This window comes from Streptomyces sp. NPDC002643, assembly GCF_053592555.1.
Map to the genome: position 1 here is coordinate 112,704 of NZ_JBSFVY010000016.1, position 17,827 is coordinate 130,530.

General features: G+C 71.0%; 16 protein-coding genes and 1 pseudogene. 9 read left to right on the forward strand and 8 right to left on the reverse strand.

The features are described 5' to 3' along the window. Positions 1-112 precede the first annotated feature (112 nt). The 3 genes from ACWD4G_RS24705 (at position 113) to ACWD4G_RS24715 (ending at position 4,324) form a co-directional block, all read left to right on the forward strand. Entirely contained in the window at positions 113-2,695 is a 2,583-nt protein-coding gene (locus ACWD4G_RS24705) for a trypsin-like peptidase domain-containing protein (protein ID WP_451296855.1), read from the forward strand. A 211-nt stretch (positions 2,696-2,906) separates the two neighbouring features. Next, positions 2,907-3,365, forward strand: coding sequence for a sec-independent translocase (locus tag ACWD4G_RS24710; RefSeq protein ID WP_451296857.1), 459 nt, complete (start codon positions 2,907-2,909; stop codon positions 3,363-3,365). A gap of 287 nt (positions 3,366-3,652) precedes the next feature. Further along, positions 3,653-4,324, forward strand: a complete 672-nt coding sequence (locus ACWD4G_RS24715; protein ID WP_451296859.1) for a hypothetical protein — start codon at positions 3,653-3,655, stop codon at positions 4,322-4,324. 151 nt (positions 4,325-4,475) lie between these two features. Here the strand turns inward: ACWD4G_RS24715 and ACWD4G_RS24720 are convergent, their stop codons facing one another. The 3 genes from ACWD4G_RS24720 to ACWD4G_RS24730 form a co-directional block, all read right to left on the reverse strand. Beyond that, positions 4,476-5,609 (reverse strand): Mrp/NBP35 family ATP-binding protein, encoded by a 1,134-nt coding sequence (locus ACWD4G_RS24720; protein WP_451296861.1) that lies wholly within the window; start codon positions 5,607-5,609, stop codon positions 4,476-4,478. A gap of 184 nt (positions 5,610-5,793) precedes the next feature. Beyond that, positions 5,794-6,426 (reverse strand): DUF1003 domain-containing protein, encoded by a 633-nt coding sequence (locus ACWD4G_RS24725; protein ID WP_451296863.1) that lies wholly within the window; start codon positions 6,424-6,426, stop codon positions 5,794-5,796. 106 nt (positions 6,427-6,532) lie between these two features. Continuing rightward, positions 6,533-7,864, reverse strand: coding sequence for a magnesium transporter MgtE N-terminal domain-containing protein (locus ACWD4G_RS24730; protein ID WP_451296865.1), 1,332 nt, complete (start codon positions 7,862-7,864; stop codon positions 6,533-6,535). A 304-nt stretch (positions 7,865-8,168) separates the two neighbouring features. Here ACWD4G_RS24730 and ACWD4G_RS24735 point away from each other — a divergent pair, with 304 nt between their 5' ends. Then, on the forward strand, positions 8,169-8,918 hold the full coding sequence (locus tag ACWD4G_RS24735; protein ID WP_451296867.1) for a hypothetical protein: 750 nt from the start codon (positions 8,169-8,171) through the stop codon (positions 8,916-8,918). A gap of 73 nt (positions 8,919-8,991) precedes the next feature. On the opposite strand, the gene ACWD4G_RS24740 is transcribed toward ACWD4G_RS24735, so the two are convergent. Further along, positions 8,992-9,534, reverse strand: a complete 543-nt coding sequence (locus ACWD4G_RS24740; protein WP_451296869.1) for a hypothetical protein — start codon at positions 9,532-9,534, stop codon at positions 8,992-8,994. 80 nt (positions 9,535-9,614) lie between these two features. Then, positions 9,615-10,739, reverse strand: coding sequence for a magnesium and cobalt transport protein CorA (locus tag ACWD4G_RS24745; RefSeq protein WP_451296871.1), 1,125 nt, complete (start codon positions 10,737-10,739; stop codon positions 9,615-9,617). A 555-nt stretch (positions 10,740-11,294) separates the two neighbouring features. On the opposite strand from ACWD4G_RS24745, the gene ACWD4G_RS24750 reads away from it, so the two are divergent. The 4 genes from ACWD4G_RS24750 to ACWD4G_RS24765 all read left to right on the forward strand — a co-directional run bounded on the left by ACWD4G_RS24750 (position 11,295) and on the right by ACWD4G_RS24765 (position 14,572). Then, the gene (locus tag ACWD4G_RS24750; protein WP_451296873.1) at positions 11,295-11,879 is read left to right on the forward strand and encodes a suppressor of fused domain protein; all 585 of its coding nucleotides are present in this window, start codon (positions 11,295-11,297) and stop codon (positions 11,877-11,879) included. A 291-nt stretch (positions 11,880-12,170) separates the two neighbouring features. Next, positions 12,171-12,812 carry a DUF6758 family protein gene (locus ACWD4G_RS24755; RefSeq protein ID WP_451296875.1) on the forward strand — a complete coding sequence of 214 codons (642 nt, stop codon included), beginning with the start codon at positions 12,171-12,173 and terminating at the stop codon, positions 12,810-12,812. A 194-nt stretch (positions 12,813-13,006) separates the two neighbouring features. Then, positions 13,007-13,870, forward strand: coding sequence for a PHP domain-containing protein (locus ACWD4G_RS24760; protein ID WP_451296877.1), 864 nt, complete (start codon positions 13,007-13,009; stop codon positions 13,868-13,870). 96 nt (positions 13,871-13,966) lie between these two features. After that, positions 13,967-14,572, forward strand: coding sequence for a MarC family protein (locus ACWD4G_RS24765; RefSeq protein ID WP_451296879.1), 606 nt, complete (start codon positions 13,967-13,969; stop codon positions 14,570-14,572). A gap of 93 nt (positions 14,573-14,665) precedes the next feature. On the opposite strand, the gene ACWD4G_RS24770 is transcribed toward ACWD4G_RS24765, so the two are convergent. Beyond that, a complete protein-coding gene (locus ACWD4G_RS24770) occupies positions 14,666-14,818 on the reverse strand; it encodes a hypothetical protein (protein ID WP_451296881.1) in 153 nt (50 codons plus the stop codon). Positions 14,819-15,072: 254 nt separating this feature from the next. Here ACWD4G_RS24770 and ACWD4G_RS24775 point away from each other — a divergent pair, with 254 nt between their 5' ends. Then, positions 15,073-15,969, forward strand: a complete 897-nt coding sequence (locus ACWD4G_RS24775) for an NYN domain-containing protein (protein ID WP_451296883.1) — start codon at positions 15,073-15,075, stop codon at positions 15,967-15,969. Positions 15,970-16,172: 203 nt separating this feature from the next. Here ACWD4G_RS24775 and ACWD4G_RS24780 read toward each other — a convergent pair whose 3' ends face one another. Together ACWD4G_RS24780 and ACWD4G_RS24785 are read right to left on the reverse strand one after the other, a co-directional pair. Beyond that, the gene (locus ACWD4G_RS24780) at positions 16,173-17,051 is read right to left on the reverse strand and encodes an alpha/beta fold hydrolase (protein WP_451296885.1); all 879 of its coding nucleotides are present in this window, start codon (positions 17,049-17,051) and stop codon (positions 16,173-16,175) included. 303 nt (positions 17,052-17,354) lie between these two features. Beyond that, positions 17,355-17,827: pseudogene (locus ACWD4G_RS24785) on the reverse strand (DEAD/DEAH box helicase); the annotation flags it as partial.

The window sequence follows — 17,827 nt, forward strand, 5'->3', positions numbered from 1 at the left end:
GGGCCCCAGGTGTGGGGAGAGCATGGACGAGGGCAAGCCCACGAAGGGTAAGTGGTGGAGCCGACCTCGAGCGGGTTCGCTGCGCGGCGGAAGCGACGGGGGCGACTACGAATTGGACCGACCTGCGACCCCACCACCCACTCCGGTCACGCCCGACCCCGACGGCGACTTCCAACTGGCGGGGCCCGCACGGAGTTTGAGTGACGGTTCGCCCGCGCCGGGGGCCGACGGCGCCCTGCCGAACGCCGACGACGTCCGGCCGGGGGCCGAGGGCAGGACGCGCGGGGATGCCGTGGCACGTGTCGACGCCGGGGAGTCGGGCGCTTCCACACCGGGTGCGGCCGACGAGCCGGCGGATGACTCCGACTCCGTGTCCGGTGCCCGTGCCGCGTCGCCGGACGCTTCCTCACCGCGCGTCGACAGCGACGGGGACTTCGAGTTGGAGCGGCCCGCTTCGCCGCGTACGGACGCGGGTTCGGCGGCCGAGTCGACGAGCCCCGCCGACGACGGATTGTCGGGGGCGTCGCGTGCCGGGGCGGGCGGTGTTGAAACCGCAGAGGGGCGTTCGGCGTCCTCGAATGCCGAGGGGCATGTGTCGGCCTCGGCCGAGGCGACCACGCGGCTCGCGGTGGAGCGGAGCAACGCGCCTGTCGACGGGGGTGGTTCGGTGTCGGTCGGTGAGGCGAACGCGAACGGTGAGGAGACCGCTCGGCAGGGGCAGGGGCAGGGGCAGGGGCAGGGGCAGGGCACGGGCGAGCCCGGTGTCCCGGCCGCCGCCGTCGCCGCTGTTGCCGATGCTCAGCCGCCGAGGGCGCAGGACGGCTCCTCAACCGCCTCTGGAGCGGCCTCCGAGCGCCCCAAGCCGCTGCACGACCCCGATCCCTACGGCACCCCGCCCTACGGCGAGCCCGGCCCCTGGGCGCCCGCCCCACCGGTCCAGCACCCGGCGACAACTCCCGCCCACGGCACGACAGTCCAGACGGCCACACTGCCGCCGGGCGCACCCGGCCCGGCGGCAGCCCAGGCGCATGGCGCACCGGCACCGGTGGCGCCCCAGCCCCACGGCGCACCCACCCCGGTCGCCCCCCAGCCCCAAGGCGCTCCCTCCGCGACGGCAGCCCCGGCGCACGCCGCCGTGACCTCGGCGGCATCTCCGCCCTCGGCGGTAGCCCCGGCCCACGGCACCCCCGTACCGCCCACGCCGCAGCAGCCCACGGCGCCCTCGTACGCGGAGTCGCAGCAGCCCGCGGTGGCGCCCACGTACGCGGACCCGCAGCAGCCCGCGGCGGTGCCCTACGGCGATGCCCATCAGCCTTCGGCGGCCCCGTACGCGTCCGTGCCGTCGGCCTATGCGGAGCAGTCGGCGCCCGGACCCTATCCGGAGCCGTCGCCGCAGGCGCACGCTTCCTCTCCGGAGTCCTCCCAGCTTGCGCCGCCGTCGTACCCCGACGCTTCCCAACCCCCCTTCGCCGAAGGGCAGCCCCCGGCAGGGCCCTCCGTGCCCCACAACCCCTGGCGGAACTACGACCCCTGGGCGGGGTCCGGGTCGCTGCAGCAGAACGGGGCCGGGGTGGACGACGTGGCGCGGCGGAAGCGGCGGGGCCTGAAGGCGCTGGTGTTCGGCGCCGTGCTGATCGCGCTGGTGTCCGGCGGCATCGGCGGGGCCGTGGGCTCGTATCTGGAGCGGAACGGCGGCACCGGCGGGGTCGAACTGCCGCAGTCCAGCAGCGGGGTGAAGGGACGGGCCCCGGACAGTGTCGCCGGGATCGCCGCGAGCGCGCTGCCCAGCGTCGTCACCCTCCACGTCAGCGGGTCGAGTGCGCAGGGCACCGGCACCGGATTCGTACTCGACGAGCGCGGCCACATCCTCACCAACAACCATGTCGTCGAACCTGCCGGGACCGACGGCGAGATATCGGTGACCTTCAGCGGCGGCGAGACCGCCGAGGCCACCCTCGTCGGCCGGGACACCGGCTACGACCTCGCCGTCGTCAAGGTGTCCGGGGTCAGCGGACTCAAGCCGCTGCCCCTCGGCAACTCCGACGAGGTCCAGGTCGGCGACCCGGTCGTCGCCATCGGCGCCCCCTTCGACCTGGCCAACACGGTCACCTCCGGCATCATCAGCGCCAAGGAGCGGCCCATCACCGCGGGCGGCGGCGAGGACGCCAGCGATGTCTCGTACGTCGACGCCCTCCAGACGGACGCGCCGATAAACCCGGGCAACTCCGGTGGCCCGCTGGTCGACGCCAACGCCCGGGTGATCGGCATCAACAGCGCCATCCGCTCCGCCGACAACGGCTCCGGCTCGGAGGGCGGCCAGGCCGGTTCGATCGGGCTCGGCTTCGCCATCCCCATCAACCAGGGCAAGCGTGTCGCCGAGGAGCTGATCAACACCGGCAAGGCGACCCACCCGGTGATAGGGGTCACCCTCGACATGGACTACGCGGGTGACGGCGCCCGTATCGGCAACGACGGCGGCGGAGCCGCGGTCACCGAGGGCGGCCCCGCCGACCGGGCCGGCATCCGGTCCGGCGACGTCATCACCGAGGTCGACGGCCAGCGCATCCACACCGGCGACGAACTGATCGTCAAGGTCCGCGCCCACCGCCCCGGCGACCGCCTGGAGCTGACCCTGGAGCGGGGTGGCCGGGAACAGCAGGTCACCCTGACCCTCGGCTCCTCCGGCGGCGACTGACAGCAACTTCACAGGAGGGGGTCCCGCACCCCCTCCCGCCAGGCAAACAGCTGGGAAAACCATCCTTGTGGGCGTGGTCGTGAGCCGCCCGACAGTACCGGTTCCACGGGATCGCCGGGTACCGTGGGACGCGGCCCGGACCACGGCAGACCTTCCGGACCACGGAAGACCTCCCGAGGGCCGCGACCGAGGACATCGCAAGGAGCTTCAGGTGTTCAATGACATAGGTACGCTCGAGCTGGTGACGCTCGTTGTCCTCGCCGTACTCGTGTTCGGTCCGGAGAAGCTTCCCAAGGTGATCCAGGACGTCTCGCGCACGATCCGCAAGATCCGCGATTTCTCGGACAGCGCAAAGGCGGACATCCGCAACGAACTCGGTCCGGAGTTCAAGGACTTCGAGTTCGAGGATCTCAACCCCAAGACGTTCATCCGCAAGCAGCTGGACAACGACGACCTGGGGCTGAAGGAGATCCGCAACGGCTTCGACCTGAAGAAGGAGATGGCCGAGGTCACGGACGCCGTCCAGGGCCGCGACTCCTCCGGCGCGGCGTCCGGTACGTCCTCCTCCTCTTCGGGTTCGGGCTCCACCGGCGGCTCCATCGACATGACCAAGAAGCGCGAGGCCCTCGACGCGGGCGAGCGCCCGCCGTACGACCTCGACGCCACCTGACCGCCGCGCGGACCGCCGTTCGGCCGGGGCGGATACGGCCGTACGGCCCGTACGGGTGTCTCCGGGTGCCGCCACGCCCCCTACGTGATGCGATTCATACGTTCACGCACCCCCGTACGGCCTGAACCCGCCTGTACGCCGTCCTACGCGCCGGGCGCTTTCCCTGCTGCTCGGAGAGCGGTGGCTATGCTGCCCAGTTGTTGTGCGGACCGTAAGGAAAGCGAGCGACGACGCCCGAGGGGGGCGGGCCGCTCAGGTCCGTCGAGAGCGAGGAGGCGTCCGGGCAGATGGAGACGACGAGTCGGGTAGGCGCGCAGGCGTCGGCCGCGGAGGGCGGACAACAGGTCCCCTCCGCCCGGCGTACGGTCGACGGCTACCTGCTGGCGCCCTTCCCGTGGTACGGCCTCGACGAGGCCTTCACGGGGCCGCGCTGGCTGATGCAGGTCGGTACCTCGGCGGAAGGCGCCGTCGAGCACGGGTCGATCGGGCACGGGGACGAGCCCTCGGTGCGCAACGAGTACACCGCCGGGTCGGACGACGAGGCCAAGGAACGGTTCGCGGTGGTGGTGACCGTCGCGGAGAGCCCGTCCCGACGGAGCGCCGACGGAACGGGGTTGCTGGAGGCCACGTCCGTCTCCTCCGCGGCGTGGCTGGCGGGCGTGGGGCTGCTGTCCTTCACCTGGCCGGGGCAACTCGACCATTCCCTGCGGGACGACTGGCTGGATCAGCAGACCGAGGCGGCGTGGGTGCTCGCCGACGATCTCGCCGGGCCCGACTGGTCGACGCTGTCCCTGCCGGTGGACGGGGTGCCTACGCCGTTCCACTACCGGGAGTCCGAGTTCGGGTGGGTGCTGGCCGGGTCAACCCAGGAGGGGGTGCATGTGGGGGCTTACGGGAGAGGGATGAGTGCGTATGGGATCGGCTTCGCCATGATCAAGGACATTGCCGCGTACGCATAGCCCTGAGGGCACCGAGTCGTGGGGATTCGGTGCCCTTCATCGCCGCAGGGGATTGCGTTCGTTGGGGGCTGCGGGTTGTTTGTGGTTGCTCGCCCAGTTCCCCGCGCCCCTTAAGGGGCGCACCTGCAGCCCCTGGCTTCGACAAGCGGGTCTAGAACTTGTTCCTCGGTGTGATGCCCAGGCTCATGCCCGACAGGCCCCTCTGGCGGCCTCCCAGTTTGCCCGCGATGGCCTTCAGGGCGGCGCCCGCGGGGGAGTCGGGGTCGGTCAGGACGACCGGCTTGCCGTCGTCGCCGCCCTCGCGGAGGCGGACGTCGATGGGGATGTTGCCGAGGACGGGGACCGTGGCGCCCGTGGTGCGGGTGAGGCCGTCGGCGACGGTCTGCCCGCCGCCCGTGCCGAAGACGTCGACCATCTCGCCGCAGTGCGGGCAGGGCAGGCCGGACATGTTCTCGACCACGCCGACGATCTTCTGGTGGGTCTGGACGGCGATGGAGCCGGCCCGCTCGGCCACCTCGGCCGCCGCCTGCTGAGGGGTCGTCACGACCAGGATCTCGGCGTTCGGGACGAGCTGGGCGACGGAGATCGCGATGTCGCCGGTGCCGGGCGGGAGGTCCAGGAGCAGGACGTCCAGGTCGCCCCAGTAGACGTCCGCCAGGAACTGCTGGAGCGCGCGGTGGAGCATGGGGCCGCGCCAGACGACCGGGGTGTTGCCCGGGGTGAACATACCGATCGAGATGACCTTCACACCGTTCGCGGACGGCGGCATGATCATGTTCTCGACCTGGGTGGGAAGGCCGTCGGCGCCCAGCATGCGCGGCACCGAGTGACCGTAGATGTCGGCGTCGACCACACCGACCTTGAGCCCGTCGGCCGCCATCGCCGCCGCCAGGTTCACCGTCACCGAGGACTTGCCGACGCCGCCCTTGCCGGAGGCGACGGCGTACACGCGCGTGAGCGAGCCCGGTTTGGCGAACGGGACCTCGCGCTCGGCCTGGCCGCCGCGCAGGGCGTTCGCCAGCTCCTTGCGCTGCTCGTCGCTCATCACATCGAGTGCGACATCGACGCGGGTGACGCCCTCGACCCGCGAGACCGCCTCCGTCACCCGCTGGGTGATCGTGTCGCGCATGGGGCAGCCGGAGACCGTCAGGTACACGGCGACCGCGACCGCTCCGTCCGCGCCGATCTCCACCGATTTGACCATCCCCAGTTCGGTGATGGGTCGGTTGATCTCGGGGTCGTTCACCGTCGCCAGTGCTTCGCGCACCGCGTCTTCCGTAGCCATAAGGACGATGGTACGGCGACCGGCGGGGGCCGCGGAAAGCCCGTCAGCGGTCGTCTTCGTCACGCCTGCGGCGCCGCTCCACCGGGAATACGGCCCGCCCCGCCACCGGCCGTCATACGCCGCTGTCCCCCGGCCGTCACCCCGCCGCCAACCCCGGCCGTCACCCCGCCGCTGGCCCAGGCCGTCATCCGGCCCCGGGCCCCGGGCCCCGGCCGTCAGGCCGTCCCGCGTGGCCGTCGTGCTCGGCCAGATCCCTCACCAGATCCTGGAGCTCGGAGCGCAGCCAGTCGCGGGTGGCGACCTCGCCGAGGCCGATGCGCAGGGCCGCGATCTCCCGGGTCAGATACTCGGTGTCGGCGATCGAGCGTTCGTTCTGCTTGCGGTCCTGTTCGAGGTTGACCCGGTCGCGGTCGTCCTGGCGGTTCTGCGCGAGGAGGATCAGCGGGGCGGCGTACGAGGCCTGGAGGGAGAGCATCAGGGTCAGGAAGATGAACGGGTACTCGTCGAAGCGCAGGACGCGCGGCGCGAAGACGTTCCACAGCACCCACAGGGCGATGGCGACGGTCATCCAGACCAGGAACCGCCCGGTCCCGAGGAACCGCGCGATCCGCTCGGAGAGCCGCCCGAAGGCCTCCGGGTCCCACTCCGGCAGAAGCCTGGCCCGGCGGGGGAGCGGCTGATCGAGACGCGTACGCGGGCGCGCGGTGGCGCCGGAGGGCGTGCGCTCCCGGAGAGAGCCGCCGGAGACCGTCGCGCGCTCACGAGCGGGCCCACCGGGCCCACTGGCTCCACCGGATGATGGCGCACGCTCGCGCATGAACGGGCCGGCGTGCGCCCTCTGGCGCCCCCCGTCCCCAGGCCCGCGCCCGCCCGGGCGCCCTTCCCGTGACTCCCGCCCCCTGCGCCCCTCCGGCCCCTTCCGCTCAGGCACCATGGGCGGCCCCCTCGACCGTGCCGCCGCCCTCTCCCCGGGCTCCCCCGGCCGCCGCCGTCCCCTCCTCGTCCAGATGGAACTCGGTCTCCCGCCAGTCCTCCGGCAGCATGTGGTCCAGTACGTCGTCCACGGTCACCGCGCCCAGCAGCGACCCGCTCTCGTCGACCACGGGCGCCGCGACCATGTCGTACGTCGCGAAGAACCCGGCGACGGCGGGCAGTTGGGCCTCCGGGTCCAGCGGCTGGAGGTCGTCGTCGAGGATCGAGCCGACCAGCGTGTACGGCGGCTCCCGCAGCAGCCGCTGGAAGTGGACCGTGCCGAGGTACTTGCCGGTCGGGGTCTCGTCCGGCGGCCGGCACACATACACCTGGGCGGCGAGCGCGGGGGAGAGGTCGGGGTTGCGGACCCGGGCGAGCGCGTCGGCGACGGTGGCGTCCGGGCGCAGCACGATCGGCTCGGTGGTCATCAGCCCACCGGCGGTCTTCTCCTCGTACGCCATCAGCCGCCGTACGTCCGCCGCCTCCTCCGGCTCCATCAGGGTCAGCAGCCGCTCCTGCTCGTCCTTCGGCAGCTCGGCGAGCAGATCGGCGGCGTCGTCGGGGTCCATGGCCTCCAGGACGTCGGCGGCCCGCTCCTCCTTGAGCTTGCCGAGGATCTCGATCTGGTCGTCCTCGGGCAGCTCCTCCAGGACATCGGCGAGCCGGTCGTCGTCGAGGGCGTTGGCGACCTCGGACCGGCGCTTGGGCGAGAGATGGTGCAGCACATTGGCGAGGTCGGCCGGGCGGAGCTGCTCGAAGGTGGCCAGCAGATTCTCCGCGCCCTGCCCGTGCTCCTCCAGGGAGAACCCGGTGACCGCCGACCACTCCACGGTCAGCGTCTCCCCCCGATGCCGCCGGAACGCGCCCCCCTTCCCCTTCCGTACGAACACCCGGTCGATCTCCCAGTCCCGGCGGGCCGGCAGCTGCTGCACCGAGATGTCGAGGACGGTCACCTCCTCGCCGGTCTCCACCAGCCGTACCCGGCGGTCGAGGAGTTCCCCGATGACGAGATGCTCGGTGGGCCGCTGCTCGAACCGGCGCACGTTCAGGACCCCGGTGGTGATGACCTGCCCCGACTGCACTCCGGTGACCCTGGTCATGGGCAGGAAGATCCGCCGGCGCGTCGACAGCTCCACCACCAGCCCGAGCAGCCGGGGCGGCTTGCGGCCCACCCGCAGCATGGCGACGAGATCGCGGACCCGGCCCACCTGGTCGCCGTTGGGGTCGAAGACGGCGACGCCGGAGAGATGCGAGACGAAGATCCGGGGCGTGGTCGCCGCCATGAGCCGCCCCTTCCTTCCGTGTGCGCCGGTTCCTGTGCGCCGGCCGTCGTCCGTGGGTGTCGGCCGTACCGCATGCCGTCCCGTCCGAGTGACGGGTGCGCAGGGTGTGCTGTACGAAACCCTGTGACTCTTTCGCGTCAATCACGCGAGTCCTAGGGGATTGTCCGCCGAGGAGGGCTTCAGGCTAGCCCGTCCCGATCGGATATGCCCTGGTGAGCGGTGCGTACGGACTGCCTCAGTGGGCCGCCGGAAGCCCCGGTACTCTGCGGTACGCCCGGACTCCCCACGAAGAGGTGTGTCGTCTGTGACTCTGATTCCCCGTACCCGAAGGGCCGCACTGGCGAGCGCCGTCTGCACCCTGCTGGCGAGCGGGCTGGGGCTCACCGGGTGCGCCGATGATCCCAACGAGGGCACCAACGGGGTCGGCCGACTGAAGCCGGCGGAGATCCAGAGCAAGACCCAGCGGGCCGCCACCTCGGCGGACACCGTCCGGCTGTCGGGGTCCGTCGTCAGCAACGGCAAGACGTACAAACTGGACATGCGCCTGAAGGAGGACGGCGGCTCGGGTTCGGTGACGAGCGGGGACACGACCTTCCGGCTGCTGAAGGTCGGCGAGCATCTCTTCCTGAAGGCCGACGCCGAGTTCTGGGCGCACGAGGACGACGGCAAGGAGGACGACGACGCCGAGACGGCCGCCGCGGACAAGCTGGACGGCATGTATGTGAAGGTCCCGACGGGCGACCCCGCCTACAAGCGTTTCAGCGGCTTCACCGACAAGAGCACCCTCCTCGCCGGCCTGCTCACCCTCCACGGCTCGCTCTCCGCCGACGGCTACCACGAGCAGTCCGGCACCCGTACCGTCCGCATCACCGGCGACAAGGGCTCGGGCGGCACCCTCGACGTCTCCCTGGAGGGCACCCCCTACCCCCTCCGCCTGGTCCGCGCGGGCGACGCCGGCACCATCCTCCTCACCGACTGGGGCAAGGACTTCGCCCTGGAAGAACCGGACAAGAAGTCGGTGGTCGACTACGGGAAGCAGCTACCGACGTCGTAGGCCACCGGTAGGCCTCGCGGGGGGTGAGCCTGGGACCCGCAGAGGCGCGGCCCCGCACCCCGTCCTGTCCCGGCTACTTCCTCTTCCGGCGCTTCAGCAGCAGCCTCGGCAGTCCCGCCGGGATCGGCCGGCGCGTGGTCGCGGGGGTCGGCAAGGGCACCGCCGCCAGGTCCCCGTCCGGCAGCGGTCGCGTCGTACCCGTCGGCTCCAGCCGGAGCACCCGGCACTCACGGCCCCACCGCTCGGGCATGGCCTCACCGTCGGCCGCGTTCAGGCGCTTGCCCTTCAGCTCGCCCACCGCGGACTCCCATTCGGCAGACCCGGCGGCCAGCTCCACCACGGTCGCGTCCCATGTCACCAGCCGCCCGCCCATGTCCTTGCTGCGTACGGTGACCTCGGCGGAACCGCCGTCGACGAGCCCCGGCAGCGGCTGTTCACCCGGCCCGTCCCCGACCACGCACACCGCGCCCTCGTGCCAGACGTGCCACAACGCCCGCGACGGCACCCCATGCCCCTGGACATGGAGCGACGGCACCCCGTACCCCCGTACCCAGATGAGCCCGGACTTCTTGGTGGCCTCCTCGATGAGGGCCCGGTCGAGCAGCTGTTCCGTCATGGAACGCAGCCTAACCGGGCCCCGCGGGGCCGACCCCCGGCCTCGGCCGGAGCCGGCCGCCGGCCATGGCGTACCGGTGCCTACAGCCAGCCGTTCCGCTTCAGCGTGCGGTGGATGCCGAGGCAGAGCGCGACCGTGACACCGAGCACCAGCGGATAGCCGTACCGCCACTTCAGCTCGGGCATGTACTCGAAGTTCATCCCGTACACACCGCACACCATGGTGGGTACGGCGATGATGGCCGCCCACGATGTGATCTTGCGCATGTCCTCGTTCTGGGCGACGGACGCCTGGGCGAGATTGGCCTGGAGGATCGAGTTGAGGAGTTCGTCGAAGCCGATGACCTGCTCCTGGACCCGGGCGAGGTGGTCGGCGACATCGCGGAAGTACTTCTGGATGTCGGGGTCGACCAGCCGCATCGGCCGCTCGCTCAGCAGCTGCATGGGCCGCACCAGCGGCAGCACCGCCCGCTTGAACTCCATGACCTCGCGCTTGAGTTGGTAGATCCGCCCGGCGTCCGTACCACGAGGCGTGCCCTTGCGGCCGGGCGAGAACACCTCGGTCTCCACCTCGTCGATGTCGTCCTGCACGGCGTCCGCGACCGCCACGTACCCGTCGACGACATGGTCGGCGATGGCGTGCAGCACGGCCGAGGGGCCCTTGGCGAGCAACTCCGGGTCGTCCTGCAGCCGGTGGCGCAGCGCCCGCAGCGAGCCCTGTCCGCCGTGCCGGACGGTGATGAAGAAGTCCCGCCCGGTGAAGCACATGACCTCGCCGGACTCCACGACCTGGCTGGTGGCGGTGAGTTCGTCGTGCTCGACGTAGTGAATGGTCTTGAAGACGGTGAACAGGGTGTCGTCGTACCGCTCCAGCTTCGGCCGCTGGTGGGCCTGGACGGCGTCCTCCACGGCCAGCGGGTGCAGCCCGAACTCGGCGGCGATACCGGCGAATTCGGCCTCGGACGGCTCGTGCAGCCCGATCCAGACGAACCCGCCGTCCCGGCGCACCTGACGGATCGCCTCGTGCGGGGTCAACTGCCGCTCGGTCGGCACCCGGGCGCCGTCGCGGTAGATACCGCAGTCCACGACGGCCGTGATGGCCTCGGCGGGGCGGGTGGTGTCGTACGCGGCGCCGTCCTTGCGGAGCGACAGCCGGGACGGCCGGGCGGGACGGACCACGGCGCGCAGGTTGTGGATCATCGACATGGGCAGGCTCCTTCGCAACGAAAGGCCGTCGACGACGGTTGGAACTACCCGGAATGGGGACGTTTTCACTGCGGAGGTTTGACACGTCCACAAAGCGGGGAGCACCGCACCGTCGCGGCGACAGCTTCGCTTGATTCAGATGACTCAGATCACGATCAAGACGGGAAAGAAGTGCTCTTCCGTTGCGCGACGACCGACGAGCGGCACGACGCGATAGAGGGTGGCAGCCAAGCAGTGAGCCGTTGAACTACGGAGTGATCCGTCGCGTCACGGCGAGAGCTACGAACTCAGCGGTCGGAAGAGCGGGTGGTACTGCACGGTCGACTTCGGTCCATCGCAGCCCCACCTCCTCCGGCCGGTCCCTCGTAAGGGACGTTCCATACCCCGTGCGGGGTTCCCCGTAGGGGAGTCAGTTCTCTCGGGTCGGGACCCGGGCTTGAGAGCGACGCTTCTGCGTGCTGCCCGCGTGCTGCCCCGACGGCGCCCAAGACTAACAGTCGACTGAAGTGTCAAGGCGCTCGTTTGCCCGTTCCTGACGAGTTCTATGCTCGGTTCATGGTTGATGTTCTTCCTTTGGTGGAAGCCCGTTTGCGTACCGCGCTGGGCGGACCGGACGCGCGCGCCGCGGTCACGTTCCTCGGCACGGACCGCATCGAGGTGCTCCGTTTCACCGACGGCGACATCGTCCGCTACGCCACGCTCGGCATGTCGGCCCAGCCCATGTCCGACCCCACCTCGATGCTCGCCGACCCCGTCAAGGGCCCGCGCGCGGAACTGCTCCTCTCCGTACGGCACGGGGTCGCCGACACCGACAAGGTGCTCCGCCCGCTCGCCGTGCTCGCCGCGTCCCCGCAGGTGGAGGGCGTGATCGTGGCCCCCGGGGCCTCCCTCGACGTGGGCGGGCCGCTCTGGCCGGGCGCCCCCTTCACCGCCGTACTGGTCGCCGAGTCCGGCGGTCTGGTGGAGGACCTCGAACTCGACGCGCCCGCCGACCCCGTACGTTTTCTGCCGCTGCTGCCCATGACGCCGAACGAGGCCGCGTGGAAGCGGGTGCACGGCGCCCAGGCCCTCCAGGAGCGCTGGCTCGGCCAAGGAACGGACCTTCGCGATCCGGTACGTGGATCGGTCGCCCTCGACTGAACGGACCGACCGCTTCCGCCGCCCGAATGTGATGGACGGCACGACGCGTGTGACGGGAAGACACTCCACAGGTGGCCGAAATTCACCGCTTCCCTTGACCGTCCGGGTAGTTGATTCCGGTGGTTGGTCCGACGGGCGACCGGCGGCCCGACCGTCGACCGGAATCCGGCGGTCCGACCACCGGCCGGAGCCGGTGCCGGAGCCGGCGGGTGTGCGCGGAATGTGACGCGCACACGCCGGACGGGTGATCGTCCTTGACGCGAGGAAGCACGGGGAGGACCGTTGGGCCCTATGAGGGGCGAACCCAGTTGCCCGAAGTGTGGTGGCCGGGTCAGGGCTCCCGGCCTCTTTGCCGACTCCTGGCAGTGCGCTGTGCATGGGACGGTGCACCCGCTGCAGCCCGTGATCCCGCCCAGCGTCGAGGCCCTCAGCGTCGTGGTGCACCGTGCGCAGGTGCCCGTCTGGATGCCCTGGCCGCTGCCCGTGGGCTGGCTGTTCACCGGGGCGGCGTTCGCCGGGGACGACCGCAGCGGGGGCCGCGCCACCGCCGTCGCCTGCTCCGGCCCGGGCCCGCTCGGCGGCATGGGTGAACTCGTCCTCATCGCCGAGGAGCTGGGCGTCGGCCTCGGCGCCCGCTACGCCGGCGTCGACGGCCCCGACCCAGGCCCCTACCTCAGCGTGGAGAAACCCCCGCAGGCCAAGGTCCTGGCCGCCGGCCGCCCCACCCCGCTCTGGCATGTCTCCGGCACGCCCGACGACCGCGCGGTCTTCGCCGGCGAGGCGCTCGGGCTGTGGCTGTGGGCGATCGTGTGGCCCGAACAGACGGGGCTGCTGATGTACGACGAGCTGGTGCTGACCGACTTGCGGGACGCGGGCGCGGAGGTGGAGCTGCTGCCGTGCGGGGCACTCTCGCCGAGGATCTTGGAGCCGTAGGGCGAGCCCAGGGCGCGGGGCTGTGGTGATCTGCGGCTCCGCCGCGATGGGGCCCTCCCGCCGGAACGAAGCCGAGAGCGGGGGAGCGACCAGCCAGGCGCTGCCCGCAGTCGCCGGACCGCCGACGCACCCGAGCCGACGGGCACGTTATCCTGGCGCCCGTTCCCGTTTCGTCTGCGCCTGGAGTCCGTGTCGTGCGAATAGACCTGCACTGCCACTCCACGGCGTCCGACGGCACGGACACCCCCGCCGAGCTGGTACGCAATGCGGCAGCCGTCGGCCTCGACGTGGTCGCGCTGACCGACCACGACACCACCCGGGGGTACGCCGAGGCCATCGCGGCCCTCCCCGAGGGCCTCACCCTCGTCACCGGCGCCGAACTCTCCTGTCGGCTGGACGGCGTCAGCATGCATATGCTCGCCTACCTGTTCGACCCCGAGGAGCCCGATCTGCTCGCCGAGCGCGAGCTGGTCCGGGACGACCGGGTCCCCCGGGCCCACGGGATGATCGCCAAGCTGAACGCGCTGGACGTGCCGGTCACCTGGGAGCAGGTCTCCCGTATCGCCGGTGACGGTTCCGTCGGCCGGCCCCATGTGGCCACCGCCCTCGTCGAACTCGGCGTCGTACCGACCGTCGGCGACGCCTTCACCGATCAGTGGCTGGCCGACGGCGGCCGTGCCTTCGTCGAGAAGCACGAGACCGACCCCTTCGACGCGATCCGGCTCATCAAGGCCGCCGGTGGCGTCGCCGTCTTCGCGCACCCCGCCGCCGTCAAGCGCGGCCGTACGGTCCCCGAGTCCGCCATCGCCGAGCTCGCCGCCGCCGGACTCGACGGCATCGAGGTCGACCACATGGACCACGACCCGGCCACCCGCGCCCGACTGCGCGGCCTCGCCAAGGAACTCGGCCTGCTCGCCACGGGCTCCTCCGACTACCACGGCAGCCGCAAGACCTGCGTACTCGGCGAGTACACGACCGACCCCGAGGTGTACGGGGAGATCACACGACGGGCCACCGGGGCGGTTCCCGTGCCGGGGACCGGCGGATCGGCCGGCTGAACCTCGCGTTCCCAGGCACCCGGCGCCGCCGGCTGTGCCCACCCGTCGGCGTGGGCTGCTGCTCTGTGCTGCCCCTCTCCCCCGCAAGGCACCCCCGTGTTCGATCTCGCCGTGTTCGGCTCCCTCTTCCTCACCCTGTTCGTGATCATGGACCCGCCCGGGATCACGCCCATCTTCCTCGGGCTCACCGCCGGGCGGCCCGCCCGGACGCAGAAGCGGATGGCGTTTCAGGCGGTCTGTGTGGCCGGTGGGGTGATCACCGTCTTCGGGCTGCTCGGGCATCAGATCCTGGACTATCTGCATGTGTCGGTGCCCGCGTTGATGATCGCCGGTGGGCTGCTGCTTCTGCTGATCGCGCTGGATCTGCTGACCGGCAAGACGGACGAGCCGAAGCAGACCAAGGACGTGAATGTGGCGCTCGTGCCGTTGGGCATGCCGTTGCTGGCGGGGCCGGGCGCGATCGTGTCGGTGATTCTGGCCGTGCAGAAGGCGGACGGGGTGGCCGGTCATGTGTCGGTGTGGGCCGCGATCGTCGCCATCCACGTCGTGCTGTGGCTGACGATGCGGTACTCGTTGCTGATCATCCGGGTCATCAAGGACGGCGGTGTGGTGCTGGTGACGAGGCTCGCGGGCATGATGCTGTCCGCGATCGCCGTGCAGCAGATCATCAACGGGGTCACCCAGGTGGTACGAGCCGGTTGAGGTGACGGAGACGCGGAGCCCCCGTACGAACTTTCGAGGTCTGTGTCGACATCGATGCCGTACGGGGGCTCCGAAGTGTGAACGGATCGCGTACTACGAGGCGGTCACGTCGGCCGGGCGAATCCAGATGCGCTGACCGATGGCTGCGGCCTGCTGCACGATCCCGTTGACGGAGGCGGCGTCCACGACGGTGCTGTCCACGGGGGTGCCGTCGACGTCGTCGAGTCGCAGGATTTCGAAGCGCATGGCTTCTCCCTTCGTCTGGTCATCCTCCTGAGGAGAACTACTGGCGGTGGTACGCGGGTCGTCGGTGCCCGTGTCCCATCACAGTCAACGGGGTGCGTGTTACAAACATTCCCTACGCTAAGGAAAATTTTCGAGAAGCTAATTACTACTCGGTAAGTGATGTCGTGACTGCGGTGGGTGTCACTGTCGAAAACCTGGAAGACTGATTGGGACCGGTTGTGTTCGCAGCGTGACCGCCGGGACAATGGATTCATATGAACGACGACCTCATGGCGCTCGGCGCCCGCATCGACCGTACGAACGAGTTGCTTCAGCGCATGCTCGCCGAAGTGGCGAAGACGCCCTCGACGCATGCGATCTTCGTCGACGCCGGGTATCTGTACGCGGCCATGGGGCGACTCGTCGCCGGGACGGAGGACCGGCGGTCCTTCGACCTCGATGCGGAGGGTCTCATCGACGCGCTCATCGACAAGGCGCGCACGATCTTCGCGGACAGCCGGCTGCTGCGGGTCTACTGGTACGACGGGGCGCGGCGCCGCATCCACACCGCCGAGCAGCAGTCCATCGCCGAACTGCCGGATGTGAAGGTCCGGTTGGGCAATCTCAACGCCAACAACCAGCAGAAGGGCGTCGATTCGCTGATCCGCACCGACCTGGAGTCACTGGCCCGGCACCGCGCCATCAGCGACGCGGCCCTCATCGGCGGCGACGAGGACCTGGTCTCGGCCGTCGAGGCCGCGCAGGGCTACGGGGCGCGTGTCCACCTCTGGGGCATCGAGGCGCCTGAGGGGCGCAACCAGGCCGAGCCGCTGCTCTGGGAGGTCGACAGCCAGCGGACGTTCGACCTCGACTTCTTCAAGCCGTATGTGTCACGGAGGGCCGCCGTCCCGTACGAGGCCGCCGCCGGCACCCGGCCCACCCGTGAGGACGTCCGCTTCGTGGGCGCCCAGATCGCCGCGAAGTGGCTGGCCTCCCGAGGCCGCGAAGCCCTCCAGGAACTCCTCCACGGGCACCCTTATCTCCCCGGCTCCGTCGACCAGGACCTGCTCGTCGAGGCGGAGGGGCTGCTCCAGTACTCGCTGAGGGGGCAGGCGGATCTGAGACGGGCTCTGCGGGATGGGTTCTGGGAGCATTTGAGGGCGCAGTACTAGCAGTACTAGGGGACTGGCTCGGTGCGGTACGGGGAGTACCGGGGAGTGCTGGGGGTGCTGGCGAGGGCGCCGTACTGGGAGCACCGGGGGCGCTGACGTACGGGACGCGTCGGCGGTACGGGCCGCACTGGCGGTATGTGGGATGGGGCGCCCTGTTGGTCGTTCGGGCATTGTCGGCCGGCGGTCAGTCGGTTGTGGCGACGTCAGTCGGTTGTGGCGACGAGGCTGTCCCAGAACGCGATGAAGGCGTCGGCGGTGGCCTTCGGCCGGTCGGTGTTGGGGGAGTGCTCGGCGTGGGGGACGATCGTGCGGCGGGCATCGAGGCGTACGGCCATGTCGTCGAGGAGGGAGATCGGCCAGGTGTCGTCGCGTTCGCCGGAGAGAACGTGCTTGGGCAGGGGGACGGCGGCGAGTTCGGCGACGCGGTCGGGTTCCGCGCAGAGCTGACGGCCCGTGGCGATCAGCTGGGCGGGGCTGTTGCCCAGCCAGCGGCGGCGCAGGTCCTCGCGGTCGTCCAGCCCCTCGTCCAGGGCGCCGGTCTCGGTCTCCTCCGGCGGTTCCATGGCCTGGATGGCCTCCCAGACCTCCGCCATGTTCATCACGGCCAGAGCGTCCCGCAACAGCTTCACGCGCTGCTGCTGGGAGGTCGAGATCTGCGCCGGGCCCGAGGACATGAGGGTGAGCGAGGCGAAGGGGGAGGCGTCGAGGAGGACGGCGGCGCGGGAGATCTGACCGCCGAGGGAGTGGCCGACGAGGTGGACGGGGGCGCCGGCGCCGACGACCCGCGCCTGGCTGAGCAGGTCCATCGCCAACTCCTCCTGGGCGTACGGGGCTTCGTCGTCCTTGGGGCCCTCGCTCTCGTACTGGCCGCGTCCGTCCACGGCCACCGTGCGGTAGCCCGCCTCGGCGAGTGGCTGATGGAGGGAGATGAAGTCCTCCTTGCTGCCGGTGAAGCCGGGGATGAGCAGGGCGGTGCCCTTCACCGCCGTGCCCGCCTCGATCGTGGCGAACTCACCGCGGGGGGTGTGGAGGCGGTGGGCGCGGGCGCCGGGGGGTGGGGTGAAGCGGCGAGGACGGCTCATAGGGGGAGGGTAACCGGCGAGTAGGGGGTGGTGGACGTGGCGGTCGGTTTGCACACGGGTGGGGTTTCACACCGTCGATTTTCGCCCCCGCCGCCCCTACCCGTTCCCATCACCAGGGGCTGCGCCCCTTCGACCCCGCTGGGGGGTGGTTGGGGCGGTGCGGGTGCGGGTGCGTTGTGGCTGGTCGCGCCCCATTGATGGCGGCAGGTCGGACCGAAGGCTCGCCTCGTCGTGCCGAGGTCCGTCCTCGGCGTGCCGAAGGCCCGGACTCCAGGAGGAGTCCGGGCCTTCGGTGAGGCTTGCTCAGCCTTCTGTCGGTTCCACTGTGGCCGCTGCCTTGCGGGTGCGGCGGTGGGGGGCCGGGGTCTCGGCCGTCTCCTCCGTCGTGGCCGCGGTCTTGCGGGTGCGACGCGGCTTCGTGGCCTGCTCCTCCGTCGGCTGGGCCGGAACCGTGGCCTCGGCCGACGCCGCGGTCTTGCGGGTGCGGCGACGCGGCTTGGGCGCCTCGACCGCGTCGACGGCAGCCTCGGTGGCACCGCCTTCCGCCGTCTCGACGACGGCTTCGGCGGTCTTGCGGGTCCGTCGGCGGGGTTTGGCCGGGGCCTCGTCCGTCGTGGCCGCCTCGGTGATTACCGTCTCCGGTGTCTCGACGGCGGCTTCGGCGGTTTTGCGGGTGCGGCGGCGGGGTTTGGCCGGGGCCTCGTCCGTCGTGGCCGCCTCGGTGATTACCGTCTCCGGTGTCTCGACGGCGGCTTCGGCGGTTTTGCGGGTGCGGC

Excerpts from the sequence above, each read along its gene's own strand:
- ACWD4G_RS24750 (WP_451296873.1), top strand. The coding sequence starts at position 11,295 with ATGGTTGATGTTCTTCCTTTGGTGGAAGCCCGTTTGCGTACCGCGCTG.
- ACWD4G_RS24745 (WP_451296871.1), bottom strand. The coding sequence starts at position 10,739 with ATGTCGATGATCCACAACCTGCGCGCCGTGGTCCGTCCCGCCCGGCCG.
- ACWD4G_RS24715 (WP_451296859.1), top strand. The coding sequence starts at position 3,653 with ATGGAGACGACGAGTCGGGTAGGCGCGCAGGCGTCGGCCGCGGAGGGC.
- ACWD4G_RS24775 (WP_451296883.1), top strand. The coding sequence starts at position 15,073 with ATGAACGACGACCTCATGGCGCTCGGCGCCCGCATCGACCGTACGAAC.
- ACWD4G_RS24725 (WP_451296863.1), bottom strand. The coding sequence starts at position 6,426 with ATGCGCGAGCGTGCGCCATCATCCGGTGGAGCCAGTGGGCCCGGTGGG.
- ACWD4G_RS24780 (WP_451296885.1), bottom strand. The coding sequence starts at position 17,051 with ATGAGCCGTCCTCGCCGCTTCACCCCACCCCCCGGCGCCCGCGCCCAC.
- ACWD4G_RS24770 (WP_451296881.1), bottom strand. The coding sequence starts at position 14,818 with ATGCGCTTCGAAATCCTGCGACTCGACGACGTCGACGGCACCCCCGTG.
- ACWD4G_RS24755 (WP_451296875.1), top strand. The coding sequence starts at position 12,171 with ATGAGGGGCGAACCCAGTTGCCCGAAGTGTGGTGGCCGGGTCAGGGCT.
- ACWD4G_RS24740 (WP_451296869.1), bottom strand. The coding sequence starts at position 9,534 with ATGACGGAACAGCTGCTCGACCGGGCCCTCATCGAGGAGGCCACCAAG.
- ACWD4G_RS24730 (WP_451296865.1), bottom strand. The coding sequence starts at position 7,864 with ATGGCGGCGACCACGCCCCGGATCTTCGTCTCGCATCTCTCCGGCGTC.
- ACWD4G_RS24720 (WP_451296861.1), bottom strand. The coding sequence starts at position 5,609 with ATGGCTACGGAAGACGCGGTGCGCGAAGCACTGGCGACGGTGAACGAC.